The organism is Helicobacteraceae bacterium (genome assembly GCA_031258155.1).
Taxonomy (GTDB): domain Bacteria; phylum Campylobacterota; class Campylobacteria; order Campylobacterales; family SZUA-545; genus JAIRNH01.
Genome location: JAIRNH010000056.1, coordinates 49,287 through 74,348, shown reverse-complemented (window position 1 = coordinate 74,348; position 25,062 = coordinate 49,287). Strand labels below are relative to the sequence as shown.

The 25,062-nt window shown below is 52.0% G+C and carries 25 protein-coding genes; 14 read left to right on the top strand and 11 right to left on the bottom strand.

Annotation, left to right across the window (positions count from 1 at the left end):
• Positions 1–437: 437 nt before the first annotated feature.
• Entirely contained in the window at positions 438–1,631 is a 1,194-nt protein-coding gene (locus LBF86_07885; GenBank protein MDR0665421.1) for an MFS transporter, read from the top strand.
• Here LBF86_07885 and LBF86_07880 read toward each other — a convergent pair.
• A complete protein-coding gene (locus LBF86_07880) occupies positions 1,587–2,444 on the bottom strand; it encodes a polyprenyl synthetase family protein (GenBank protein MDR0665420.1) in 858 nt (285 codons plus the stop codon). The two genes, LBF86_07885 and LBF86_07880, sit on opposite strands and share 45 nt — an antisense overlap.
• Positions 2,441–3,457, bottom strand: coding sequence for a PDZ domain-containing protein (locus LBF86_07875; GenBank protein ID MDR0665419.1), 1,017 nt, complete (start codon positions 3,455–3,457; stop codon positions 2,441–2,443). The genes LBF86_07880 and LBF86_07875 overlap by 4 nt, the downstream gene beginning before the upstream one ends.
• A gap of 703 nt (positions 3,458–4,160) precedes the next feature.
• Here LBF86_07875 and LBF86_07870 point away from each other — a divergent pair.
• From LBF86_07870 to LBF86_07840, 7 genes are all read left to right on the top strand, one after another.
• Entirely contained in the window at positions 4,161–5,621 is a 1,461-nt protein-coding gene (locus LBF86_07870; GenBank protein ID MDR0665418.1) for an FTR1 family iron permease, read from the top strand.
• A gap of 155 nt (positions 5,622–5,776) precedes the next feature.
• Positions 5,777–6,340, top strand: coding sequence for an iron transporter (locus LBF86_07865; GenBank protein MDR0665417.1), 564 nt, complete (start codon positions 5,777–5,779; stop codon positions 6,338–6,340).
• A gap of 104 nt (positions 6,341–6,444) precedes the next feature.
• On the top strand, positions 6,445–7,743 hold the full coding sequence (locus tag LBF86_07860) for a Fe-S-containing protein (GenBank protein MDR0665416.1): 1,299 nt from the start codon (positions 6,445–6,447) through the stop codon (positions 7,741–7,743).
• A complete protein-coding gene (locus LBF86_07855; protein ID MDR0665415.1) occupies positions 7,743–8,999 on the top strand; it encodes an ABC transporter permease in 1,257 nt (418 codons plus the stop codon). The genes LBF86_07860 and LBF86_07855 overlap by 1 nt, the downstream gene beginning before the upstream one ends.
• Complete coding sequence (locus LBF86_07850; protein MDR0665414.1) at positions 8,992–10,089, top strand: ABC transporter permease; 1,098 nt, start codon at positions 8,992–8,994, stop codon at positions 10,087–10,089. The genes LBF86_07855 and LBF86_07850 overlap by 8 nt, the downstream gene beginning before the upstream one ends.
• Positions 10,090–10,091: 2 nt before the next feature.
• Entirely contained in the window at positions 10,092–10,805 is a 714-nt protein-coding gene (locus LBF86_07845; protein ID MDR0665413.1) for an ABC transporter ATP-binding protein, read from the top strand.
• A 131-nt stretch (positions 10,806–10,936) separates the two neighbouring features.
• On the top strand, positions 10,937–11,665 hold the full coding sequence (locus LBF86_07840; protein ID MDR0665412.1) for a 1-acyl-sn-glycerol-3-phosphate acyltransferase: 729 nt from the start codon (positions 10,937–10,939) through the stop codon (positions 11,663–11,665).
• Positions 11,666–11,964: 299 nt separating this feature from the next.
• On the opposite strand, the gene cadA is transcribed toward LBF86_07840, so the two are convergent.
• Positions 11,965–13,923, bottom strand: coding sequence for a cadmium-translocating P-type ATPase (gene cadA / locus LBF86_07835; protein ID MDR0665411.1), 1,959 nt, complete (start codon positions 13,921–13,923; stop codon positions 11,965–11,967).
• A 211-nt stretch (positions 13,924–14,134) separates the two neighbouring features.
• On the bottom strand, positions 14,135–14,419 hold the full coding sequence (locus tag LBF86_07830; GenBank protein ID MDR0665410.1) for a metalloregulator ArsR/SmtB family transcription factor: 285 nt from the start codon (positions 14,417–14,419) through the stop codon (positions 14,135–14,137).
• 639 nt (positions 14,420–15,058) lie between these two features.
• Between LBF86_07830 and LBF86_07825 the strand changes: the two genes are divergently transcribed.
• Both LBF86_07825 and LBF86_07820 read left to right on the top strand, forming a co-directional pair.
• Positions 15,059–15,352 carry a hypothetical protein gene (locus tag LBF86_07825; protein MDR0665409.1) on the top strand — a complete coding sequence of 98 codons (294 nt, stop codon included), beginning with the start codon at positions 15,059–15,061 and terminating at the stop codon, positions 15,350–15,352.
• 11 nt (positions 15,353–15,363) lie between these two features.
• Positions 15,364–15,522: a hypothetical protein gene (locus tag LBF86_07820; protein MDR0665408.1), complete on the top strand. Its 159-nt coding sequence runs from the start codon at positions 15,364–15,366 to the stop codon at positions 15,520–15,522.
• Between the two features lie 262 nt (positions 15,523–15,784).
• On the opposite strand, the gene hypA is transcribed toward LBF86_07820, so the two are convergent.
• The 3 genes from hypA to hypB are packed head-to-tail and all read right to left on the bottom strand — an operon-like array spanning position 15,785 to position 17,820.
• On the bottom strand, positions 15,785–16,126 hold the full coding sequence (gene hypA / locus LBF86_07815; GenBank protein MDR0665407.1) for a hydrogenase maturation nickel metallochaperone HypA: 342 nt from the start codon (positions 16,124–16,126) through the stop codon (positions 15,785–15,787).
• A gap of 6 nt (positions 16,127–16,132) precedes the next feature.
• Complete coding sequence (hypE, locus tag LBF86_07810) at positions 16,133–17,137, bottom strand: hydrogenase expression/formation protein HypE (GenBank protein ID MDR0665406.1); 1,005 nt, start codon at positions 17,135–17,137, stop codon at positions 16,133–16,135.
• Positions 17,134–17,820: a hydrogenase nickel incorporation protein HypB gene (gene hypB, locus LBF86_07805; GenBank protein MDR0665405.1), complete on the bottom strand. Its 687-nt coding sequence runs from the start codon at positions 17,818–17,820 to the stop codon at positions 17,134–17,136. The genes hypE and hypB overlap by 4 nt, the downstream gene beginning before the upstream one ends.
• Before the next feature lie 163 nt (positions 17,821–17,983).
• Between hypB and LBF86_07800 the strand changes: the two genes are divergently transcribed.
• The 4 genes from LBF86_07800 to LBF86_07785 all read left to right on the top strand — a co-directional run bounded on the left by LBF86_07800 (position 17,984) and on the right by LBF86_07785 (position 20,679).
• The gene (locus LBF86_07800) at positions 17,984–18,628 is read left to right on the top strand and encodes a rubrerythrin family protein (GenBank protein ID MDR0665404.1); all 645 of its coding nucleotides are present in this window, start codon (positions 17,984–17,986) and stop codon (positions 18,626–18,628) included.
• A gap of 49 nt (positions 18,629–18,677) precedes the next feature.
• On the top strand, positions 18,678–18,869 hold the full coding sequence (locus tag LBF86_07795) for a hypothetical protein (protein ID MDR0665403.1): 192 nt from the start codon (positions 18,678–18,680) through the stop codon (positions 18,867–18,869).
• On the top strand, positions 18,866–20,086 hold the full coding sequence (locus tag LBF86_07790; GenBank protein MDR0665402.1) for a hypothetical protein: 1,221 nt from the start codon (positions 18,866–18,868) through the stop codon (positions 20,084–20,086). The genes LBF86_07795 and LBF86_07790 overlap by 4 nt, the downstream gene beginning before the upstream one ends.
• Before the next feature lie 122 nt (positions 20,087–20,208).
• Entirely contained in the window at positions 20,209–20,679 is a 471-nt protein-coding gene (locus tag LBF86_07785) for a methylated-DNA--[protein]-cysteine S-methyltransferase (protein MDR0665401.1), read from the top strand.
• Between the two features lie 438 nt (positions 20,680–21,117).
• On the opposite strand, the gene LBF86_07780 is transcribed toward LBF86_07785, so the two are convergent.
• From LBF86_07780 to dapB, 4 genes are all read right to left on the bottom strand, one after another.
• Positions 21,118–21,258, bottom strand: coding sequence for a hypothetical protein (locus LBF86_07780; GenBank protein MDR0665400.1), 141 nt, complete (start codon positions 21,256–21,258; stop codon positions 21,118–21,120).
• Between the two features lie 762 nt (positions 21,259–22,020).
• Complete coding sequence (locus tag LBF86_07775) at positions 22,021–22,929, bottom strand: TIGR01212 family radical SAM protein (GenBank protein MDR0665399.1); 909 nt, start codon at positions 22,927–22,929, stop codon at positions 22,021–22,023.
• Between the two features lie 2 nt (positions 22,930–22,931).
• Complete coding sequence (gene purF, locus LBF86_07770) at positions 22,932–24,278, bottom strand: amidophosphoribosyltransferase (protein MDR0665398.1); 1,347 nt, start codon at positions 24,276–24,278, stop codon at positions 22,932–22,934.
• Between the two features lie 12 nt (positions 24,279–24,290).
• Positions 24,291–25,061 carry a 4-hydroxy-tetrahydrodipicolinate reductase gene (gene dapB / locus LBF86_07765; GenBank protein ID MDR0665397.1) on the bottom strand — a complete coding sequence of 257 codons (771 nt, stop codon included), beginning with the start codon at positions 25,059–25,061 and terminating at the stop codon, positions 24,291–24,293.
• Position 25,062 lies beyond the last annotated feature (1 nt).

The window sequence follows — 25,062 nt, the reverse complement described above, 5'->3', positions numbered from 1 at the left end:
TTGACCATACGGCTTTAGAACGTCGCCATCCGCAGCAAATGCGGAGACTGCCAATGCGGCTACCGCCGCAACGCTAAACTTGATTGCCTTCATTTACTCTCCTTAAAGGAAGTGTGGTTGAACCTTCGTAAGATGCGAGGTAAGTTTTCCCGACTTGAATCGCGCTCTTTGAAGGCGCGTTTCGTAATTCTGCCGATCGGTCGCGGCGCGAGATTTTGCGCGATCGGTCGATATATGCGCGAGAGGTTCGTTTGCGCTAAAACGTTTTACGGCGCGGGTTACCAACGCTTAAAGCGTTTCTCGTTACATTGGAACGTTTGTTTTGCGGATCGGGCGTTTTGTAGCGTAGGCGCTTAGGTTTGCGATCTGTCGCGATACCGCTGCCCTTGACGACTAAAAAGTTATAAAACAAAGCGCGATTTTGTTACATTCTATATATGCAAAATCCTCACCTGTTGCGCGTAAAACTTGTGTTGTGGCTGATCGCGGCGTTAACCATGCTTTCTGGAGCGTTAATTTCCGCGTCGCTGCCGGGTATTTCCGCGCATTTTGTCCCATCGGGCGAAAACGAGATTTTATCCCGCCTGATCCTCACCTTGCCGGCGCTTACTATCGCGATTGTGGCGCCTTTGGCGGGTTGGGCGATCCACCATTTCGGACGCGTTAAACCGATCTATTTTTCGCTGGTTTTATATGCGTTTTCCGGCTGTTCGGGCTTGTTCGCCGAGTCGATCGCCGCGCTATTGATCGGGCGAGTAGGATTGGGCGCGGCGACGGCGGTTTTGATGACGGCGGGAACTACGTTGATTGGCGATTATTACGAGGACGAACAAGAGCGCGATCGGTTTTTTAGCGTGCAGGGCGCGTTCGTAACGTTTGGCGGCGTGTTTTTTTTAACCGGCGGCGGCTTTCTCTCCGATTATAGCTGGCGCGCGCCTTTTGGCGTTTATCTAATATCGTTAGCGTTTATCCCGTTAACGGCGCTTATGCTATTCGAGCCGAAAAAGCATGAAGATCGCGCGCAAAACGCGTCGATTTTTGGGCGCGGCGGCTATTTTGACGCTTTGCCGTCGTTTGCCGTCGCCTTCTTTACAATGGCTATTTTTTACATCGTGCCTACGCAGTTGCCGTTTGTGGTGATGGACTATATGAAAGGCAGCGGGATCGACGCTGGCATAGTGATGGGCGTGGGACCGTTTTTCGCGGCGTTTAGCGCGCTTAGCTACGCTAGGCTAAGGCGGCGTTTATCGTTAAAGGCGATCTACGCGATTATCTGCCTGTCGCAGGGCGCGGGGTTAGCCGTCGTAGGGCTTGCGAGCGAGGTGTGGCAGCTTTACGCGCCGTTTATTTTGGTCGGGATTGGCAACGGGCTTGCCATGGCGAACACAAACGCGTGGTTTTTGCAGCTTGCCGCGCCCCAAAAACGCGCTAAGCTATCGGGGATTTTAACGGGCAGTTTCTTTTTAGGGCAGTTCTGCTCGCCGTTTTTCGTTCACCCGTTTCTAAATTTTATGCAACTTCACAGCGTTTTTAGTCTATTCGGCTGTTTTTTACTGCTCGCGAGCATGATCTTATTCGCGAGCGTTTTAAGGCGAAAAATAGTTCTTGAGAGTTTCGTCGAGCGCGACTGAAAGCGGCGCGGGCGACATAGCGGCGATCGCCTCGCGCAATTTTTGCGCCTCCTTTTTAGCGCGCCTTTGCGCTTCGTCGATCCCAAGCAACGTTACGTAGCCGTTTTTACGCTCGTCGCTACCGGTCGGTTTGCCCGCCTCCGCCGGCGCTTGCGTCGCGTCGATAATATCGTCGCGAATCTGAAAGTAAAGCCCCAAATCCATGCCGAAATCGTAGAGTTTTTTAGCGAGCGCGTCGTCCGCGCCGCCTACATACGCGCCCATCTGCAAACTAGCGGCGATCAATCTTCCCGTTTTCGCGCGGTGGATAAACTCCGTTTCGCGCATATTCAGTTTTTTGTTTTCAAAACTACAATCGAGAGCCTGCCCTAAAACCATTCCGTTCGCGCCGCCGTTTTCGGCTAAGATCGCGACGAGTTTCGCTTTTGTATCGCTTGAAAGCGGCGCGTTCGCCAGATACAAAAAGCTATGCGTATTAAGCGCGTCGCCGACCAAGATCGCCGTAACCTCGTCGTAGGTCTTATGCAACGTTGGAACGGATCGTCTGAAATCGGCGTTATCCATCGCGGGCAGATCGTCGTGGATAAGCGAATAAGTATGAAACGTTTCGACGGCGAGCGCGACGCTCATCGCTTTAGGCGCGCTCGTTTCGTCGAGTCCCGTCGCCGCGCTCAAAACCAGCGCGGCGCGAAAGCGCTTGCCGCCCGCCAATAACATTTCGCCGAGCGCCTTTTCGTAATACGGGTGAAAGCTAGGCGCCTTTGGCAGATTTGCTTTAAGATAAATTTCAAACGCTTTTAATAGCTCGTTCATTGCGTTTGCGCTTCAATCGCGATAAAAAATTGAAAGTCGCCTCGCTGCATAAGCAGGCGAACCGCGCCGCTATGACCCGTTAAAATGCCGCGCGCTTCGGCGGAGGTTTTTACGATCTCGCCGTTAACGGAGACAAGGCGATCACCCGCGCGGACGGACAGCCTATTGTTATCGACCGAGCGGACGAACAAGTCGCGGTTGAAAACCAAGCCGAAACGTTCCAAGAAAGTGTCGGCGACCAAAAATCCGCCGAGTCGTTTAGAAACTTTTGCCGACAAAGTTATCTCCTCGCCGCCGCGTTCGATTGAGATGTTGGTTTCGTCGTTTGGACGCAAAAACAGAATCGCGCGCGCGAGTTTTTCGGGCGTTTCATAAACCGCGCCGCCCAACGCTTTTATGCGATCGCCCCTCTTAAAAGGGTTGTTCGTGATAAACGGATCGACGCTTGAGACGTTAAAATCCTCCAGTCTAAAGCCCAGATCGCCCCAATAAAAAGGCGCTTCGGACGCGATAAAACGTTCTATAAAATCGCTCTCTATAATCGCGCCTAGCGTCGATACGCCCACCACCGCGTAGCATGGCGCGGTAAGTAGCGAGGCGCTTTGCGATCGCGCCGCGACGCGCGCGGGGGTAGCCCCTAATTGACGTATTACGGACGAAACGGGAATCGCGATCGCCTCGTTTTCGTTCATTAACAGCAGATTTTTATGTTCCGTTACGCGATCGGCTTTCCTAAAAACAATCGGAATAAGATTGTGTTTCGCGCGGACAATCGCCAAACCGCTTAGGGGATCGTATCGCTCCAAACTCCACGCTTTGGGCAATTTGTTCGGGCTAAGCAATCCTAGCGGAACAAGCAACCGATCGGCGTCGATCGCCACGCCGACAAGGTTGCGCTCGCGCGCGTATGCTAGGCGGTTCTTTTCGGCGCACGGCGCGAACTCTTCGCCGAGCGCCGCGAACGCAAACGCGCAATAGGCGACAAAAGCAACAATCGATCGCGGCAAAGACATAACGTAAATTGTAGCAAGCGCGCGCTATCGATTATCGTTTTTTCACGATCCTTCCGCGGCGGCGGCACAAACAAAAAACGTTCGGTTGTCGTTCGCCTTTAAGATAGCGCCTACGCGGTCGTAAAGATCGCGTGCCCTCGGTTATATAAACGCGCGGATTGAAACGATTAACGCTAATCTGGCGGCGACCTGGCTAGGCGTCGCGCTCCTTGCGAGCGCGTGGATTGAAACATTAGGCGCGGGAGTTAGCACCGACGAATTAGCGTCGCGCTCCTTGCGAGCGCGCGGACTGAAACGTCTATAGAGACGTCATGATAGATTTTAGCGAGGTTGCGCGGTTTGCGGGCGGGCGAAAACTATGTCCGGCGGCAGCAATAGCAAGAGAGCGTTCTTGTATCCGCCGCGATTTGTTTCGCAAAATCGACAAAAGGCTAAACGAAGCCAGCCGTAGCCGCGACGTTTGAAACAAATAGCCGCCTTGTTCTATCGCGTTTGCGAAGAAACGCTAAAATGTTGGGAAAATCACGCGGAGAGACGTTTTGCCTTGCGCGCCTTTAAGACCAAAAACTAAGACGACCCAAGCGTTTATCGCGCGTTAAACCTAATTCTAAGGCGATAAAAACTTACTTTAAGGAAAAATGTTCTAAACTTATAAGTATGAAATTGATTATCACATTGGCAATCTTACTTTTGGAGGTAAACGATGAGGACGATTAGAAAAATCAACGCGGCGGTCGTTTTAATTTGCGGTCTGGCGCTTTTCTCGCCAAACCTTGCCGCTCAGGAAAACGCGCTTAATCTTGAGTTAAAAGAAAAGCTACAAACCGAGCTTAGCGCGGTTTATGAGGCGTATGCTAGCGGCGACGTCGAGAGCGCCAAAAAAAGCGTCGAGGACGCGAGAGCGCTTGTGCCGACCGAATTAGCGGAGGGTATGGAGAGGCATTTTGACGATCTGCTCTACATTATGAGCGAAAACGAAGACGCGGCGAACGTGAAAACGCAAGGCGCCGCCGTGATAGATATGCTTTTTGGCGTGAAAGACGACTCCGAAAACAAAAAATACGGCTCGTGGAGCGCGATCGTAGCCGATATGGAAGCGACCTTGCGCTCGGCGCATCAAGCCTATTTGGACAACGATACGCAAAAAGCCAAAAACCTGATCAACGACGCGTATTTTGGTTTTTACGAAAAGCACGGGGTAGAGCGCGCCACGCTCTCAAACATATCGGGCAAGCGCGCAAGCGTCGTCGAATATCAGTTTAGCATTATCAAAAACGCGATGAACGACGCTAACGACGCGGAGGTTAAGCAAAAGATCGACGAGCTGATCGTATGGCTTAACGAAGACGCCGAGGCGCTGGACTCAAGAGAGATTAGCGGCATAGGCGTTCTGATCGCCTCGCTGCTAATCATGTTAAGAGAGGGCGTGGAGGCGATCTTGGTTATCGCCGCAATCGCCGCGTATCTCGTCCGTTCGGGCAACGGGCAATATACTAAATCCGTTTATGTCGGCGCCGTTTTAGCGATTTTGGCGAGCGTCGCCATGGCGTATCTGATAGCCAAAGTTATATCCATTAGCGGCGCGGCGCAGGAGATCGTAGAGGGCGCGGCGATGCTTACGGCGGTCGTGGTGCTGTTTTTTGTGAGCAACTGGATGATCTCAAAATCCAGCGAGGAGTCGTGGAAGGGCTATATAGAGGGCAAGGTCAAAGCCGCGATCGGCAAAGGCAGCGTTTTCGCGCTTTCGTGCGCGGCGTTTTTAGCCGTTTTCAGAGAGGGCGCGGAGGTGATCTTGTTTTATCAAGGGCTGTTCGCGGAGGCGCAAAGCTATGAGAATATGGTTTGGTTTGGCTTTGCGATCGGTTGCGCGATACTCGTCTTTGTGTTCGCGGCGATTCGCTTCGGATCGCTTAGGCTCCCTTTGAAGCCGTTTTTTATCGGCACGAGCATATTTATGTATCTGATCTGCGTAGCCTTCGCGGGCGGCGGCGTGAAAGAGCTTCAGGAGGCGGACGTGGTCAGCGTTACTAGCGTCGATTATGTTCCCACGATCGATCTGCTGGGCGTCTATCCCACGATCGAAACGCTTGCGCCGCAGATCGCGCTGCTGATTTTGGCGATCGGCTCGTTTCTATATTACATGAGAAAAACAAGGAGCGCGTAATGTCCGTTCTGTTAGCAAAAGTCCGCCCGCCATAATTTGGCGCGGGCTTTTTGGCGTTTTTAGTCGTCCGCGTAAGCGGGCTAGTTTGGCTTCAATCAAGCCTTAATCGTATCTCTTGCGTATAAGGGATTATTAAACATTGTGGAGGATTTACAATGGTTCGCGTTTCTAAAGTTTTCTTAGCGGCGGCGCTGGCGTTCCTGCCTAGCGCGATTTTTGCGGCTCCCGCTCCCGAAGAGGCGGCGGGCTTCGAGGAGTTCCCTCTTGGCGACGAGTTCGACGTAGGACCCTTGCATATCGCGGGGGTCTATTTTCAACCGGTGCTGATGGAACCTAAAGCGCTCGCGGGCAACCTGCCTCCGTCCAAAGCGGATATGCACCTCGAAGCGGATATTTCCGCGCGCGAAGGCAACAATCTCGGCTACGGCGCGGGTGATTTCGTGCCTTATCTGACGGTGAAGTATAAGATCCAAAAGCAAGGCAGCTCCAAGGTTCAAGAAGGCACTTTTATGCCGATGAACGCGAGCGACGGACCGCACTATGGCAACAACATCAAACTTGACGGCGCTGGTAAATACAAAATTACCTTTATCGTAGAAAATCCGGAAAGAACGGGCTATCTGCTCCACGTTGATAAAGAAACGGGCGTAGAAGGCAGATTCTGGGCGAAGCCGATCGAGGTAAGCTGGGATTTCAATTTCGTTCCGCGCAAGTGGTAAGAAGCTGATCGTATAATTCGACTCGCTAAAACGCCTCGATCGGGACTTTCCGAATCGGGGCGTTTGATTTTTAGAGCGATTATCTAAAACGAAGGTCAAGAAAAATGCTTCACTATTTAGTAAATGTTATAAACACGCTCTTTTTTACTCTTGTTTTGCTGGGCGTTTTGCTTGGCGCTCTTTCCGACGGGGAGAAGATTCGCGCTAAAAGCGTCGTCGTCGCTTCCGCTCTTGGGTTTTTAACCGCCCTAATAATCGCTATTTTGTATGCTAACACCAGATGGATCAACCGCGAGTATTACAATCTGATTATCCTGATTCCGTTGATTATCGCGCAACTTATTTTCGCGTTTTTTCTCTTTTTCGCGCCGCGTTTTCGCTCTTCGGCGGCGATCGTTAGGTTTTTTATCCCGCTTATACTATTTCTTTTGCTTGCCTACGGGCTTGTCGATATATTTCTCTATCCTTCCGAGTTTTCCGTCGGAATGGACAACATCTACAACGAGGAGTTTGCTCTTAAATGGTTCGGCTACGCGCTGGCTCTGGCGACGTTGCTAATCTTATACTACTCGGTCTATCAAGCGGCGCTTAGCTCGTCGAAAAAGATTTTTTTATCGCTTGGCGGCGCGATACTTCTGCTTGTCGTTATTCACGAGGCGCTAAGCGTGATATACGCGCTCTATCCAAGAGGCGTAATCCCGCGTTGGCTTATAGACGCGGTTTTCTTGATCTCTGAACATCTTAGTTGGCTGTTTTACGCCGCTTGCGCCGCAACCGTCTCCGTAGCCGCGACGCTCTACGCGGTAGAAAACCGCAAGATATTCGTCGTGTCGCAAAACGGCGGCACAAACCGCGATCTGCTCTACGCGGCAAACAAACTCAACGTGATCTCCGCTCCAAATCCCGCGATCAGGCGTAAATTATTCGCGCAGTCAAAGAGCAAACGGCGTTTTTACGTCTTAACGACGCTTTCGCTTTTCGCCGCCGCCCTCTTCGCCAAAGGCGGATCGTATCTCGCCGAAAGAGAGGTCGAAATCTCCCCCGCCGTTAGCGTAAGCGCCGAAAACGGCGTGATTGTCTTCGCGCTGGAGGAGTTCGACGACGGGCGGCTGAAACGATACGCCTATAAGAGCGCCAACGGAACCGAGATTAGGTTTATCATCATTAAAAAAGATCGCGGCGGTTACGGAGTGGGGCTGGACGCGTGCGAGATATGCGGCGTAAGCGGATACTACGAGGAGAAGGGCAAGGTGATCTGCTCGCGTTGCGGCGTGGCGATCAACAAAGCGACGATCGGTTTTCGCGGCGGATGCAACCCCATTCCCTTCCCATACGAGGTAACAAATTCGACTTTGCGCATTTACGTTAAAGCGTTAGAGGACGAGGAAGATAGGTTTAGATAATGTTTATACAGATGATCAAAGGCGCTTTTGCGCGCCAAAGAGGCAAATTTTTGGCGCTCGCGATCACCGCGGGGTTGGGCGCGGCGATCGCGGCGGCTATGCTCAACACAATGTTTGACATAGGCGACAAGGTGAATAAGGAGTTGAAGGCATACGGCGCGAATATTGTCGTGCGCCCCAAGTTTGCCTCGATCCTCTCCGATATGTATAACGAGGAGGAGAGCGCGAACTCCGAATATCTCCGCGAGATAGACGCGCTAAAGATCAAAACCATCTTTTGGGCGCATAATATCGTCGATCTCGCCCCGTTTCTGTTCGCGGACGAAGAGATAAACGGCGAAACCTTTCGTCTGGCTGGAACATGGTTCAATAAGGAGTCCGAATTGCCTACGGGCGAAAGCGTCGTTACGGGGGTTATCGGGCTGAAATCGTGGTGGCATATCGAGGGCGAATGGCCTAAAGACGACGCGCCAAACGAGGCGATGATAGGAAGCGAAGCGGCAAAAAGGCTAAATCTTGGCGCGGGCGACGAGATTGAAATAAAAGGGCGCAAATTTACGATCACGGCTGCCTTTTTAGCGGGCGGCGAGGAGGACGACTATATCTTTATGCCGCTTGCCTCGGCGCAGGCGATCGCGGGCAAAGAGGGGCTAATCTCGCAGGTCGATCTAAGCGCCTTGACCACTCCGGAGAACGATCTCGCTCGCAAAGCCGCGCAGGATCCAAGCAACCTCTCTTTGGACGAGTGGGAGACGTGGTATTGCACCGCGTATATAAGCTCTATCGCCTATCAGATCGAGGAGGCGCTGCCAAACGCGCGAGCTAAAGCGGTTTTGCAGATTTCGCAATCCGAAGGCGCGATACTCAACAAAATTCAACTGCTTATGCTGCTTTTGACCGCTTTGACGCTCGCCTGCTCCGCGCTTGGCATCTCCAGCTTGGTTACGACCTACGTTATGGAAAAAACCGCCGAGATCGGGTTGCTCAAAGCGATCGGCGCGCTCGATACGCAGATTATTCTGCTGGTATTAACTCAGGTGATGATCGCCGCTTTCGCGGGCGCTTTTATAGGCTATCTGGCGGGGTTGAAGCTCGCCGCTTTTATCGGTCGCGCCGTGTTTGACGCGACGGTAGAGCCAAACGTCCTTGCGATCCCGATAGTGGCGCTTCTCGTTTTTGCTACGACGATTATAGGGAGCGCGCCCGCTATGAAAATATTGTGCGCGACTCGTCCCGCCGAGGCTTTGCATGGTTAAGATCGCGCGCGCGGCAAACCTCAAGCTATTTCTAGCGGCGTTGCTAGGAGTATTTATCCGCAGGCGATCGCGCATAGCGACGGCTCTGCTCGCCGTTTCGCTTGGCGCGACGGCGTTTTTTGGCATGCTCGCCATCTATTACGATATGCCGCGCAGATTAGCCGAAGTCTTTCGCGCTTACGGGGCGAACATTATTCTAATCGGCGAGAACGGCGTGTCTAAAGAGGATTTATCAAAGATAAAAGAGCTGGCGCCGCAAGGCTCGCTGGTGGGCGCCGCTCCCTATATGTATAAAAGTATGCGGCTAAATCAGCAACCTATAACGACGGCGTATTCCGATCTTGAACAAGCCTTCGCCATCAATCCGTATTGGCAGCTTAACGGAACGCTTCCTAAAAACGCTAACGAGGCGATCGCGGGAGTCGATCTGGCAAACGCTCTGAAACTAGAGATAGGCTCGGTAACGGAGCTTGAGGCTAGAGAGGTAAATATCAGCGCGATCGTAAAAACGGGCGGCGGCGGGGACGGCTTTTTGTATATGAATATCGGCGACGGCTACGCGGCTGATCTAGCGGAGCTGTCGGTTAGCCTCTCCGGCGAGGCTTTGGAGGAGTTGCGAGCGCTTTTGGCAAACGAGCTGCCGCGTATAACGCCAAAATCGATCAAGAGAGTGGCAAACTCCGAAAACGCGGTGCTAACAAAACTTAGGGCGCTGATGGCGCTTGTAACGATCGCCGCGATCGCGCTCACGATGATCTGCGTTTCTTCCACTATGGCGGCGACCGTTTTGGAGCGCCAAAAGGAGATCGGGCTAAAGAAGGCGATCGGAGCGGAAAATCGAGATATAGCATTTGAATTTTTATCCGAAGCGATCATTTTAGGGTTTTTAGGCGGGATTCTTGGCTGTCTGTTTGGCTTCGCGTTCGCGAACTTTACAAGTTTATCGGTGTTTGACGCTTCGATAAATTTTGACGTTGGCTTGGCGCTCGTATCGATCGCGGTTTGCGTCGCTTTCACGGCGACGGCGGCTATCTTCCCCGTTTATAAGGCGACGAGCGTCGATCCGATCGCGGTTTTAAGAGGAGAGTAACGATGAATATAGTAGAACTTAAAAGCGTGTCCGTGCTATACGACTCGCTCGCGGCGCTTAACAACGTCGATCTGGAGGTAAAAGAGGGCGAGTGGCTTGCGGTGATGGGTCCTTCGGGATCGGGCAAAACCACTATGATGAACATAGTCGGTTGTCTGGACAGAGCCACGAGCGGAACGACAATTTTCGACGGAGAGGACATATCTAAGGCGAGCCTGAAAACGCTGACCGCCATACGAAGAGAGAAGATCGGCTTGATATTTCAGCAGTTTCACCTTGTGCCGTATCTAAACGCCCTGCAAAATGTGATGTTGGCGCAGTATTACCACAGCATGGCGGACGAGCGGGAGGCGAAAAAGGCGCTAGAGCGCGTGGGGCTAGGCGATCGGGGCAAACATCTGCCCAAAGAGCTTTCGGGCGGCGAGCGTCAAAGGGTTTGCATCGCTAGAGCGCTGATCAACTACCCCAAGCTGATCCTAGCCGACGAGCCGACGGGTAATCTCGACGAGGAGAACGAGAAGATCGTAATGGATATTTTCGCCAATCTTAACGCCGAAGGCAGCGCGATTATCGTCGTTACCCACGATAAAACGGTGGCAAAACGCGCCGAGCGAGCCGTATGGCTAAAGCACGGCAGGATCGCTAATCGCGCGGAACGCCGTCAAGACGAACGAAAAGATCGCGACGAACATTTTTCTAGTCTCGACATTGAATAAAGCGACAATCGCGCGTTAGAACGCGCGGGTAAATACGCGCTTTTTTGCCGCCGTTTTTCGCGCGGGCGTTACGCATTATGGCGTTTTGGCAAAATCGGCTAGAATTCGCGCGTTATTCGGGAGATTTGGCTATGTATTTTCGCTCCTTTTTGTTCGCGGCGGGCTACTTTCTGATTGTTTTTTCTATTACGGCTACCGGAGCGTTACTAGGGATATTTATCCCGTATAAAGCGCGTTTTTTTGTGCCGATAGGCGTTTTTCGCTGCTCGTCGTTTTGGCTTCGCGTTACCTGCGGGGTGAAATACCGCTTTGAGGGGCTGGAAAATATACCGAAGGACAGAGCCGTCGTAGTCGTCGCCAACCATCAGAGCGCTTGGGAAACATACGCGTTGCAAACGTTAATCGTGCCTATCTGCACCATTTTGAAACGCGAGCTATTGTGGATTCCGTTTTTTGGCTGGTCGCTGGCGTTCTTGCGTCCGATCGCCATTGATCGCTCAAGCGCCGTCGGCGCGTCCAAACGGGTGTTAAAGGTCGGCGCGCAAAAACTTAGAGCGGGATCCTCGGTATTGATTTTTCCCGAAGGCACGCGCGTGGCGTTAGGAGATAGGGTCGAGTTTAAAAGAAGCGCGGCGATATTGGCAAAACAGACCGGCGCGGCGGCGCTACCGATCGCGCACAACGCGGGCGCTTGTTGGCCGGCTAGAAAGTTTCTAAAGCGTAGCGGAACGATCGCGCTTAGGATCGGAAAGCCGATCGAGACGGAGGGCAAGAGCGCCGATCAGATTCATCAAGAATATGAACGATGGATCAGAAATCAGATGGAAGAGCTTTCGGCGACGAGCAAAACGCAGGTATAAAATCGGTTTTTATAAACGCTAAAAAATCTTAAACGCCGGCGCGGCTTTGCCCCGTTCAAAAACCGCTTTTTATCCGCTCGTAAAAACCGGCAAGGTTATAATTAGCGCGGGTTCGTCGGCAAAAAGAAAGTCAAACGCCGCCAAAATTTCGCTCGCTTTTGACGATCTCGCGTTTGTATAGCGCCAATTAACGCGCTTATATATCGAGCGCCCTTTGAGTAAAACGTCAAGCATGCGCAACTAGCGTTTATTAGCGGAGACAACATAAGCCTTAGCCGCTTTTATCCGCGTCTTTACGGTTAGATTCTGAACGCTCTGGTCGCGTTTAGCGTCGCTAGAAGCGTTACGCCGACGTCCGCGAAAATCGCCGCCCACATTCCGCTTACGCCAAACGCGCTAAGCGCCAATACCAGCGCTTTTACGCCAAGCGCCAGAGCGATATTTTGAGAGGCGATCGCCGTCGTTTTTTTGCCTATTTTAATCGCGATCGCCACGCTTTGCGGATTGTCGTTCATCAGCGCCGCGTCGGCGGCTTGCACGGCTATATCACCGCCCAACGCGCCCATAGCGATTCCTATGTCCGCCCTAGCCAAAGAGGGCGCGTCGTTTATGCCGTCGCCGACAAAAACTAATTTTTTGTTCGCCGAAGCCTCGCGCGCTAAAAGTTCGATCTTCTCCGCCTTTTCCAGCGGCAACAGCTCCGAATAAACCTCGTCGATCGCCAGCTTCGCGGCGACCTCTTCGCCTATGGCTTTGCGATCGCCCGTTAGCATAACGACGTTGCGGACGCCAAGCGCCTTTAATTCCCGCGCTATCGTCAGGCTCTCTTGTTTTATCTCGTCGGCTACTGCGATATATCCCGCATATACGCCGTCGATCGCGACATACGCCGCGCCGCTCGTTTTTGCCTCTTGAAAAGCTATGTTTCGGCTTCGCATTAGCTTTTCGCCGCCGATCAAAACCGTTCTGCCTCGCGCTACGGCGCTAGCGCCAAACCCTAGCAGCTCTTCGCGATCGGAAACGTCGTTTTGGTCTATTTTTTTGTCGTATGCCGCGGCGATTGACGCGCCGATCGGGTGCGGCGAGGCGGATTCGGCGGCGGCGGCGTAGAAAAGCAGGTCGTCTTCGCTAAATCCGTTGCTTGGCGATATTTCGCTTACCGAAAATTTGCCTTTGGTTAGCGTTCCCGTTTTGTCGAAGGCTACCGTATCGACGCGGCTTAGCGCCTCCAGATAGTTGCCGCCTTTGATCAGTATGCCGCGCCTCGACGCGCCGCCAAGTCCGGCAAAAAAGCTAAGCGGCACCGATATAACCAACGCGCACGGGCAGGATACGACCAGAAAAATCAGCGCCCTATAAAGCCATTCGGTAAACGACGCTCCTATCAATAGCGGCGGCAAAACGGCGAGCATAGCGGCGCACGCCACCACAATCGGCGTATAGATTTTTGCGAATTTAGTAATAAACCGCTCCGCGTTCGCTTTCTTGGCGCTCGCCTCCTCTACGAATTTCACGATCTTCGATACGGCGGATTGGGAAAACTCGCGCGTTACCTTTACCGTCAGCGCCCCGCTTTTATTGATTGCGCCCGATAAGATCGTATCGCCCGCCGCCGCGTCTTTGGGCGCGGACTCCCCGCTAAGCGCGGACATATCCAGCGCGGATCGCCCGCTTAGCACAACGCCGTCTAACGGCGCTCGCTCGCCGGCTTTGATCACGATAATATCGCCCTCTTTGATTGATTGCGGCGCGGTTTTGACAAGCCGATCGCCCACTTTCAAATTCGCGAATTCCGGCTTAATATCCAACAGAGCCGTTATAGACTTTTTCGAGTTTGCCGCCGCTCTTTCTTGCAATCCCTCGCCGATTTGATATAGCGCCATAACCGCGACGGCTTCAAGATATTCGCCAATGGCAAACGCGCCGATAGAGGCGGCGCTCATAAGAAAATTTTCGTCGAAAATGTTTTTGGAGCGACGAACGTTTGAAAGCGCTTTTTTGACTATATCGCCGCCGACTAAAACGTAACTTATCAGGAAAATCGCCAGCTTAAAATACGGCGCTAATTTCGCCGCTATGTCGCCCAAGACGGCGAAATTAAAATCGCACAGCAAGTTAATCGCCGCGCCGAGCGCGTAGATCAAAACGCCCGCGATTATCGCTTTCTTGCCAAATAGTTTGCGGTCTTCGCCGTCGCGGCAGGCGCAAGCGCCGATCGCCGCGTTAATTTCGCCGCTATGTTTAATCGTTTTGCGCATCTTAAATCTCCCCTTTGCGATCGTCTTTTGACGATTTTCGCCGCTAACGCGCTTTGTCCGCCGAACATTTGAAGCGGTCGCGATCAGGCGCGTTTAATATATCAATTGAGCATATATTCAACCGATTGATAAAGCGTAACTTTTGCCCCCCGCGATCGCTATGTCCTTAATCGAAAACTAGCGATCGCGCCGCAAAATAAACGCCGCCGCGTTACTCCATAATATGGCTAAAACCTTGATCAAATATGTTTTTTATATGATCGTCCTCAAGCGAGTAATAGACCACCTTGCCCTCTTTTTTATACTTCGCCAACTTCGCCTGCTTTAGCACGCGCAATTGGTGCGAAATCGCCGATTTTGTCATGCCGAGCAACGCGGCTATATCGCACACGCACATTCGATTTTGGAATAGCGCGCAAAGTATCTTTACCCGCGTAGAATCGCCAAAAACCTTGAAAAGCTCCGCTAGATCGAAGAGCGCTTCGTCGCTTGGCATAGACGCTCTCACGCGATTGACGACCTCCTTGTGTATTACGTTGCAATCGCAGATAGCCGCCGCGCCGTTGTTTGCCGCTCTTGAATGCGTCGCGCCGTTTGATCCCGACGAAGCGCTATTATCAATAAGCAAAGCGTCGTTTTTTATTCCCACAATCTTCTCCTTGCGCGTATTGGCGTTTGCCGCGCGATTTGCCAATTGGCGGCAGCGCACAATAGTTGAATAACTGTTCAACCATTCTAGCGCCGCGACGCTTAAAAGTCAAGGGCAAACGCGGCTTTAACGACAAAAGGCGATCGAGGCTTCGCGTTGTAAGCGACTAAGCCGCCGCGTTAGCGCTCTAAAAATAAGCGGATCGCTTTGGGGATATTGGGCTTATGTTAGCTCTTTTGGCAAATCGCGTTGGCGCTCCAAAAGAGGCGACGGAGGTTATTTGCTTTTATCGCGGCGATCTAACGTTTTTGCGGCGCTCGACGTTTTAAGTTAAATAGGGCTGTTACCCAAAGAGCTTTATTTTAAGCCGTCAAGAAGTTTGTCGTGTTATCGTCTTTTTTGAGAAAAATTAGTCTAACGCAATCTAAATCAATCTGCTATTGCGAGTTATTAAACCCGTCGCCGACGGATAACCGGCGATCGCTTTTGACTAAACTAGCGGTTTTAGCGCCGCTTAAAAAACTATTTCTTATCTCTACTAAACTATTAACGATCGCGTTTATTTCGTTCGCTTTGATTGGTTGCGGTAAGAAAAGCTCGGAAAACGAAGGCGGCGAAGGCGAAATTAAATCCAACATTATCGCCGTATCCGCCGCCGACAATCACTCCCTCGCGCTATCAAAGGATGGCAAGGTCTATGTTACGGGATATAGCAGCGACGGTCAGCTTGGTTTAGGCGACAATGCCAACCGCAATACCTTTCCGAAGTTAGCGTTTTAAGCGATAAAAACATTATCGCCGCGTCCACCGGCAGTTATCACTCCTTCGCGTTGTCAAAAGACGGCAAGGTTTATGCGACGGGCGCTTCTGTGGGCGATAAGTTTGATGGCGATAGCGGTTCTATACCCTATCGCAAAACCTTAACCGAAGTTAGCGTCGCAAGCGATTAAACCGCCGCGCGCATTGCCGTTCCCGTTTCTCTTGTCATTTCCGCGATCGTCAAAAAATGGATACCCGCCTACGCGGGTATGACGCGAATTGTCATTCTTGCGAAAGCGGGAATCCATCTCTTTTAGACAATCGTAATATTAAGCGTATTGCGTAGGTTGTTTTAACCTTTTTTATGGATTCCCGCCTTCGCGGGAATGACGGGCGAAGCGTTTAACGCGCTCTCGCGTTTGGGACGGCAAAAGTCCGATTTGGTCGGAGGGTTTATTCCATCTCGATACTTGTTAAAATCAGGTCTTCCCCGTCGATAATCGTTATTTCCGCGCTCTTGCATTTTGGACAGCAAAAATCCAACTCGGTTAGTTCGCTTTTAGCTCCGCACTCTTTGCATTCGATCGCTACGTTTTGAGTAACCACGCGCAGTTTCGCGCCTTTGCAAAAACTATCCTCGCTAAAAAACTCAAACGCCGTTTTTAGCAGTTTTGGCTCGATTCCGCTTAGTTTGCCCGCTTTTACCTCGATACGCAAAACCCTGCTCGCGCCCGCTTTTTTCGCCTCGCGCTCGCACTGATCTAATAGCGCCTGAACGACCGAGTACTCGTGCATGGCGATTTAACAGATACGCGGTAACAATTCGCCGCTTGGCGTTTCTAAAAAGCGCGAGGTTTTATGCGACGTTTCCAAAACTACGCGCCCTTTATGATCGCCGCCGACATGCCCGATAATCGCGGCGCGAAGCCCAAGCGCATTTGAACGCATAACGTTTAGCGCCTCTTTTGCCGCCGCTTCGCCGCGCGCGGCTACGATCATCATTCCCTCGTTGGCGAGCGCGTAAGGCTCGAAGCCCAGCAGTTCGCACGCGCCTTTGACCTCGTTTTTCACGCCGATGGACGCCTCTTTAAGCGTTATGGCGACGTTAGCGGCGATCGCCCACTCGTTTGTAACCGCCGCCAAGCCGCCGCGCGTAGCGTCGCGCATGCAGACGATCGGCAATTTTGCGTCGATCAAACGCGAAACCAAGCCCCACAGCGACGCGCAATCGCTTTTGAGATCGCCTTCTAACGCTATGCCCTCTCGCGCCGCGAAGATCGCCGCGCCGTGATCGCCGCATGTTCCGCTTGCGATAATATAGTCGCCCTCTCGAAGATTTTTCGCCCCCAAACCCTCCAGCTTGACCTCGCCAAAGGCGCTCGCGGCGATATACAATCCGCCCCCCGCTTGATCTCTTGGCGTTACCTTTGTGTCGGCGGCGATCAGTTTCGCCTCGTTTTTTATCAGCTCGGCGGCAAACGAGGCGACAATCGTCTCCAATAGATCAAAACTTACGCCCTCCTCGATAATAAACGACGCGGTTAAAAACTTAGGCTTCGCGCCGCGCATAGCCACGTCGTTGCAACTGCCGGCTACGGCGAGCTTGCCAATATCGCCGCCGTTAAAGATCGGCGGCGAAACAATAAAGCCGTCGGTTGAAACGGCGTATCTGCCCGCGGGGATTAGCGCCGCGTCCTCGCCCTCGCTTAGATAGTCGTTGCCAAGCGCGCGCGCGAAAACTCGATCGATCAGCTCTTTGGTCTCCAGCCCGCCCGCGCCGTGCGCAAGCGTGATAACGCCGCTCACGACAGACGGCTTTTGATAAAGCTAAGCCAGCGATCTACGCCTTCGCCAGTTTTGGCGCTCAAAGCGATCGTTTCGATTTCGGGCTTTAGCCGCTTCGCTTCGCTTACCACCCGATCGACGCTGAAATCAAACAGCCCCGCCAGCTCGACTTTCGTAATCAGCGCCAGATCGACGGCGCGAAACATAACGGGATACTTCAACACCTTATCGTCGCCTTCGGGAGTAGAGATCAGCGCGACGTTGATATGCGATCCAAGCTCGTAGCTTGCGGGGCATACGAGGTTGCCCACGTTTTCGATAAAAACGACGTCCAAGCCGCCTAGCTCCATTTTGCCCATCGCGTCGCGCACCATATCCGCTTCGAGATGGCAAGCCGTCCCCGTCGTAATCTGATACGCCTGCACGCCGAGCTTGGCGAGCCGCTCGGCGTCGCGGTTGGTCTCCATATCGCCCTCGATCACGGCGAACTTAAAATCCGCCGCTTTCGCCGTCGCCTCTAACAGCGTCGTTTTGCCGCTACCGGGGCTTGACATAAGGTTGATCGCCAGAACGCCTTTCGCGTCAAACTCGCGACGGTTGGCGACGGCGTTTTGGTCGTTGGTCTCAAGCACGCGCCTCATAATCGTTACGGTTTTCGCGTTGTTTAGGTTAGGGTTGTTTTCTACGTTTTCAATCGACGACATATAAACGCCTTAAAATAGTTTTAAACCGCTTGCGCGCGTTTCTAAATCGCTTTATGGTATCACAGCCCGACTTTTAGCGCTCCGCGCGCGATTATCAAAGAATAAAAATTCTTAATTAAAAAAAGGTTATGCTTACGCCATTCAAAATAAAAAGGATGGAGAAATGAAACAGTATCAAACGTTCAGGTGCGCTAAATGCGGCAACGAAGCGGAGATTCAAAAGGTCGGCGGCGGCGTTTTAACCTGTTGCGGCGAGCCAATGCAAGTCGTCAACGAGAATGTAACGGCGGTTAATTTGCTCAAGGCGTTCGCGGGAGAGTCGCAGGCGCGCAATAAATACAACTTTTTCGCCGAAATAGCGAGAAAAGAGGGATTTAATCAGATCGCCGCTTTTTTCGACGAGTTTGCCTTCAACGAACATAACCACGCCAAAATGGAGTTTGCGGCGTATAACAGGCTAACTAGAGGCGACGATTGGGAAAAAACGTCCGCAAATCTACTTTACGCCGCGGCGGGAGAGCGATACGAGCATACGACTATGTATCCGGATTTCGCGAAAATCGCCAAAGAAGAGGGGTTTGACGATATAGCTAGGCTGTTTAATTCGATTGGCAAGGTAGAGGTGGAACACGAGGCGAAATATCTCGCGCTTGAGAACGAATTAAGAGAGCGCGGCTTTTTTGCGAGCGAAAGCGAGGAAATCTGGATATGCGATATTTGCGGACACGTTCACAGAGGCAAAAACGCGCCGAAAGCCTGTCTAGTATGCAAAGCGCCGCAAGGACATTTTAAACGGATCGGGTTATAAACGGAGATTGAACCATTTTTTGGCACAATTGCGCCGCAAGGACGCGGATATGCCAATCGAGTTTTATTTGAGCGCCGTCGATTTTTTCGGTATAACGACCGCCTGCCTGAAACGGCGTTTTACGATCGACGAGCGGAAACAAAACGGGCGAAAAACGCGATCAAAACAGACGGCAAAGAGCGCGGCTTTTTTGCGTGCGATACGCGCGCGCCTCTTTTTGGCGCCGAAGCGGGCGATATGAGCGAGGATTTGTCGATAGAGCGGGCGGTTTCGCGTTTTTTTCTCGCCGCGCCGCTCTTTGGAGTCGTTGCGGGCGCGATAATCGCCGCTAATGGATCGTCGCCGCTTATCGACCGCTTTCAACCGCTTTCCTACGCGCTAACTCATATCGTCGCGATCGGTTTAATCTCTATGATCGCGATCGGCGCGCTTTTTTTGGCGCTAGCCGCAAGCGCGGCGTCGTTTGCGGTTAAGCGGTTTTCATCCGTCGTATTTTTTGCGTTAAATATTGGCGTATTGGCGCTTTGTTACGGATTCATCGCCGCCGAACCGATCGGTTTTACGCTGGGCGGCGTCGCGTTTTTTTTGTCGCTGATTCCATTCGCCGTTACTATAATATATAAGCTATATCGTCTCCAAGATTCAGACTCTTCTATATGGCTGATTCGCCTCGCGCTGATCGGATTAGCGATTACCGTTTTGCTAGGAGCGCATCTATCGTTGGAGCGCTGCCTTCAACCCGCCGATCAAGCGAGCGTAACATTATCCGATCTGCATTTAAGCTGGGGCTTTGTAATGTGGATTTCTTTGTTGATCATGAGCGTTTCAAGGCGGTTTTTGCCCCTACTTTACGCTACGCCGCCGTATCCAAAGATATGCTGTCAAATTGGCGTTCCGCTACTGTATTTTACGTTGATTATTCTGTCGTTTTTTGTCCTCTTATCGATCGATCGGTTTTATGTCGCCTTGGTCGTTAAAATATGCGCGGCGGCGGTTTTAACAACCTTCGGCGTTATCTCGCTTATAAGGACGCGTCGGCGCGAGCGAGGCGACGAGGATCCGTCGTTTTGGCGGTTTTCTATGTGTTGCCTTATCGCTTCCGCGCCATTTTTGTTTATCGAAGGCGAGCGTTACGACGCAATGTTTGCCATACTGTTTATTGGCGGATTTGTTTTATCGTTTATTAACGCGGCGGTTTATAAAGTTATGCCGTTTTTCTCACATTTTAATCTTGAGCGAACCGCCGCGATAGATACGCTTATGAGAGATAGTTTTATATCTAAAAACGCTATGCGTTTGCAAATGATTTTTCATATCGCCTCGATCGTCTGTTTAGCGATTGGGATTTTATACGATCCGCTCTCGCGCGTAGGCGGCGGGTTATTTACGATCGGCTATATATTGATCTTCAAGGATACGCTATCTGTCGTCTTGCGTCGCAAACTAGCGAGCGCCTAATCGCGATCGGAGGCTGGCGGCGAAAAAATATTAGAAGTTTGCCGATCTAAGGAGATTTTGCAAGGCGCGTCCGACAGCGCAAAATTGATAAGATCGCGCTAAATATTTAAGAGGGCGCAAAATTGTCTTTGGCGAGTTACGAAACGCTAGAAACGCCAATCGGCGAGTTATTCGTTTTAGCCGACGAGACGCGGCTTTTGTCGATCGGCTTTCGCAAACCGGACGGCAAGCGGGTTTCAAACCCCGTTTCCGCCAAAGCGATTGAGTTGCTAGACGACTATTTTCGAGGCGAGCGCCCCGATTTTTCGGTTTTGCCGTTTAAGTTGCCGCCGCAACCTTTTTATAAAAAAGTTCTTTTGGCGCTTTTGCGCGTGGAATACGCTCGAACGCTCTCATACGGCTCCCTCGCCGCGCTGGCGGGCAACCCGAAAGCCTATCGCGCCGCCGCTTGCGCGGTTAGCCGTAATCCGTTCGCGATCGCGATCGCGTGCCACCGCGTATTGCACGCGAGCGGCGGCGTTGGCGCTTACGGCTGGGGCGCAAGCAAAAAGGCGTGGCTACTAAATCACGAGAAGATCAACGCCCCTTTCTAAAATTTACCAAAGCTGACGCGAGGAAGTAAAGCCGCGATCGCCGCTCTTGCGTAAAAAGCCTCCGACGTTACGGATTACGCGCCGATCGCTTGTTATGCCGCGCGATAGAGCGCTCTTTATCTTTCGCTTGGTTTCAAACCGCGTCGCTATTTGTTGTAGCTAAGCGGTTATTTCGAGAGATAGCCCGATCGCAACGCGCTACTTTAGCGGCGGTTTATTTGCGCCGCGCCGTCAATTTTATGGCGCAAGGATTTGTCCAGATCGCCCGCGGCGGCGGCGTTTTTGAAACCTTACGATCGCTTTTGTTGAAATCAAACGCTATCTTTACGCGCAATCGGCTAAAAGCGCCGACTGCCGTTTGATCAACCAACAAAAGGCAAGCCTTTGCGTTAAAGCGTCGCAAGCTCTATTGCCGAATGGTTTGGCGAGACAGCGCGGTTAAACGGCGGTTGGAGTTCGGTTTCGCCGTCCAAATCTATTACTGTTTCTACGGCTCTCTCGGTATTGACCAATGATCATCAATACGGCAAAAACCGATAGAACGCCATATACGCCGTAAGCTATGATTGCGCCTGTCATTGTCTATCCTTTCTTGCGGTAGTTACTTCGCCAACTAGGAGTAGCGTAGCGCAAACAATCGTCAAAGAGACTTAGCCGAGTCAATTTTACCTTTTAGGCTGAAAAATAAGCGCGCCGCCAAGCCTCGATCTCGCGACGGCTACGCTCCCGTAATCCGCGCCCTATGGGAACGAGATAGGTTGTTTCGTAGAGTATTAAACGACCTAGACGCGGCGTTGTCGCGCTCGATAGCCTGATCGCCGTTCGAGCCTAAGCGACGACGCGTTTAACGCCGCTTGCATTATCGACGAGCGCGTCCGATTTCAAAGGCAATTTAACGTCGCCCCTCAATTTATCGAGCCGCGCGCGCCAACGATTAAGATTTATCTTCGGCAAAACCTAAAATATAGCCGTTGTCGTCTTTAACGTAAAACTCTTGCGCCCCATACCATGTCAATTTTAGTTCAGAGACTTGAAGGTTTTTACTTTTTAACTCTTCATAAAGCCTTTCAACGCCGTTTATTTGCATATAAAAAGAGACGCTTGCGCCGAAAAGCTATCTACTCTTTGCAACGCCAGTTCGGCGTTAATTTATTTATCCGCCCAAAATCTCGTTTTGGGCTGAACCGAATATCAGCTCGCATAAAGCGTCTAACATTCTCTTTAAGACCTCTTGCAAAACTCCTTAAACGAGTCTATAAACCTTTAACGATCGGCGGTTTTGCCAACGCCGCCGCGCGCGATCGCGAGAGCGGTTTATTCGCTTTTTTTAATAGCGCCCGTTTAATAGATAAAGCCTTCTTTAAGCAAGCGCTCTCTGATAGCGCCCATAGCGAGGTTTTTGTTTTTGCACCATAGCGGCGCGATCAGACTCTTATCGTCCGTTCCCGCGCTGACGCGCTGATAGATTATATTTGAAGGGAGCCGTTTGATCGCCGCCGTAAGCAGATTCAAATATCGCTCGATCGAGAGCGGCTCGACGTCTGTTTTTGCGATCGCGGCGTTTTTAACGATATATAGCGGGTGTATTTTTATCGCGTCGATATTCAGCGCCGCTACGCGATCGATTGTCTGCATAATCATATCGTCCGTTTCGGCGGGCAACCCGAAAATCGTATGAGCGCAAACTCTTACGCCGCGCGATTTTAATTTAGCGATCGTTCGCGCTACGACCTCAAAAGTTTCGCTGCGGTTGATCGCCTCCAGAGCGTCGTTATGCGAGCTTTGCGCGCCGATTTCGATCCACAGATAGGTTCGCCTGTTTAGATCGCATATATACTCTAGTATTTCGTCGTCTATGCAGTCGGCTCTCGTGCCGATACTGATCCCGACGCATTTCTTTAACCGCATAGCGGCGGCGTGCAGAGCTTTAAGCGTCTCAAGCGGCGCGTAGGTGTTAGAAAAGGATTGAAAGTAGGCTAAAAAACCCTTAAAGCCAAGAGCGCCGAGCGTTTTCGCGCTCTCGCGGTATTGCTTTCGCAACGCGGATAACTGCGTATCCAAAGTAGCGATCGCGGGGCTTTTCGCGAGATTTGGGCTAAACGATTCATTAACGCAATAGGAGCAACCGCCGCGAGCGTATCTGCCGTCTATATTAGGGCAGGTGAAGGCTGGGATCGAAAGCGGGATTTTGACGACGGGAAAGCCAAAGCGCCGCCGCAGATACCGCCCGAAGGTGGGCAAAACTTTCATCGTCAGTGAAAATACCGCCCGTCAAAACAGCTAAGGCAGAAGTCGTTGTGATCGTGCACCGCCTTTTTCAGCGCGTCGATCGACAAAAAGCGCAAAGAGTCCGCTTTGAGGTAGGCGCATATTTCGTCGGAACGCATTTTGTAGCTGATTAACTCGCTTTGGTGGGGCGTGTCTATGCCGTAAAAACAGGGAAAAACGATGGCGGGCGAGGCGATTCGCATATGCACCTCTTTTGCGCCGCACTCTTTTAATAGCGATACGATCTTGCGGCTTGTCGTGCCGCGCACTATGCTATCATCGACGATAACAAGCCGTTTGCCGCTAATTAGCTCTTTGATCGGGCTAAGTTTTCTTTTGACTTTCAGATCGCGAATCTCCTGAAGCGGCTCGATAAACGTTCTGCCGACGTAGTGGTTGCGAATAATGCCAAGCTCGAAAGGCATGGAGCTTTCCTGCGCGTAGCCGATCGCGTGCGGAATGCTGGAGTCCGGAACGGGGATAACCATATCCGCCTCGATCGGATCTTCGCGCCACAACAACCTGCCTAGCTCTTTGCGCACGGCATATACGCTTTCGCCGCAGAGAAAACTATCGGGTCTGGCAAAGTAGATATGCTCAAAAATACAGTGTTTCGGCTCGCTTTTGGCAAAGCGGATCGACTCCGGTTCCTTGCCTCTTTCAAACGCGATCATTTCGCCCGGTTCTATATCGCGGATATAGGTCGCCCCCGCTAGATCAAAGGCGCAGGTTTCGCTGGCGATCATATATCCGTCGCCGATTCGCGCCAACGAAAGAGGGCGAAAACCCTGCGGATCGCGCGCGACAAATAGTTTCGTGCGGCTTAAAAAGAGCAGGGAGTAAGCGCCGTCAACTTGTTTTAGCGCGTCGAGGATTCTAAGGCGCAACCGCGAATCTTTGCTCTGGGCGATCAGGTGGATAAGGTTTTCCGTGTCCATAGAGCTGCTGAAGATTGCGCCGTTTTCGATCAGCTTATCGCGCACTTGGAGCCAATTTGGAAAGTTGCCGTTGTGCGCGATCGCCATTTCGCCTAGCGCGTAACGGGCGAAAACGGGTTGCGCGTCGAGAATGGAGTCCTCTCCCGCCGTAGAGTAGCGGTTGTGTCCGATCGCGCTTTCGCCGCGTAATTTTCCCAACATCTGCTCGTCATAAACCATCGACACAAGCCCGCGGTTTTTTATCGTAGAGATTTTTTTGCCGTTGCTGACCGATATGCCCGTAGCCTCCTGCCCGCGATGTTGCATAGCGTAAAGCCCCAAATAGGCTATTTTGGCGGCGCTCTTAACGCCGAAAACGCCGACTACCGCGCATTTTTCCTGAAGATCGCGCAAAAAATCCTCCCTTTAGAGCTGGAAGTAATCCCGGATCGAATACAAGCCGTTTGGCTGAGATAGAAGCCAAGCTCCCGCCTTGATCGCGCCGACGGCGAAGGTGGAGCGGCTTGTGGCGGCGTGCGTAAAGCGGATATATTCGCCCTCGCCGTAAAAGCCGACGGTATGTTCGCCGACAATATCGCCGCCGCGCAAACTAAAAACGCCTATCTCCTCTTTCGCCCGCTCGCCGATCGAGCCGTTTCGCCCGCTTACCATAGCTTTGTCAAGCTCCGTTTCGCGCGCTTTCGCGACGCTTGCCGCGAGGCTAAGCGCGGTGCCGCTTGGCGCGTCTTTTTTGCGGTTGTGGTGCATGTCGGTAATCTCTACGTCGAAATCCTTTAACGCTTTCGCGGCGGCATAAACAAGATTGTCTAGCAGCGCGATCCCAAGCGACATATTGGTCGCGTAGAGTATAGGCGTTTTCTCCGCCGCCTGTTTAAGCAGGTTCTGTTGGTGCGAGTTAAGCCCCGTCGTCCCGATAACAAGCGGGGGCGATTTGCCGTTTAGCGCGGCTTCAAGCAGCGTTTCGGTTCCGCTTGGAGAGGTGAAATCCACCGCTATTTGCGTTTCGTTTAGGAAAGCGCGTAGATCGTTTGTCGCAAGCGTTTGCGGCGGCAAAGAAAAATCGAGTTTTTCTCGAACGAAGACGCTCGCCAAACTATGCTCGTTATGCGCCGCGAGATGAGCGCAAAGCAGTTTGCCCATTCGTCCGTTGGCGCCGTATATCCCAAATCGCGCCATT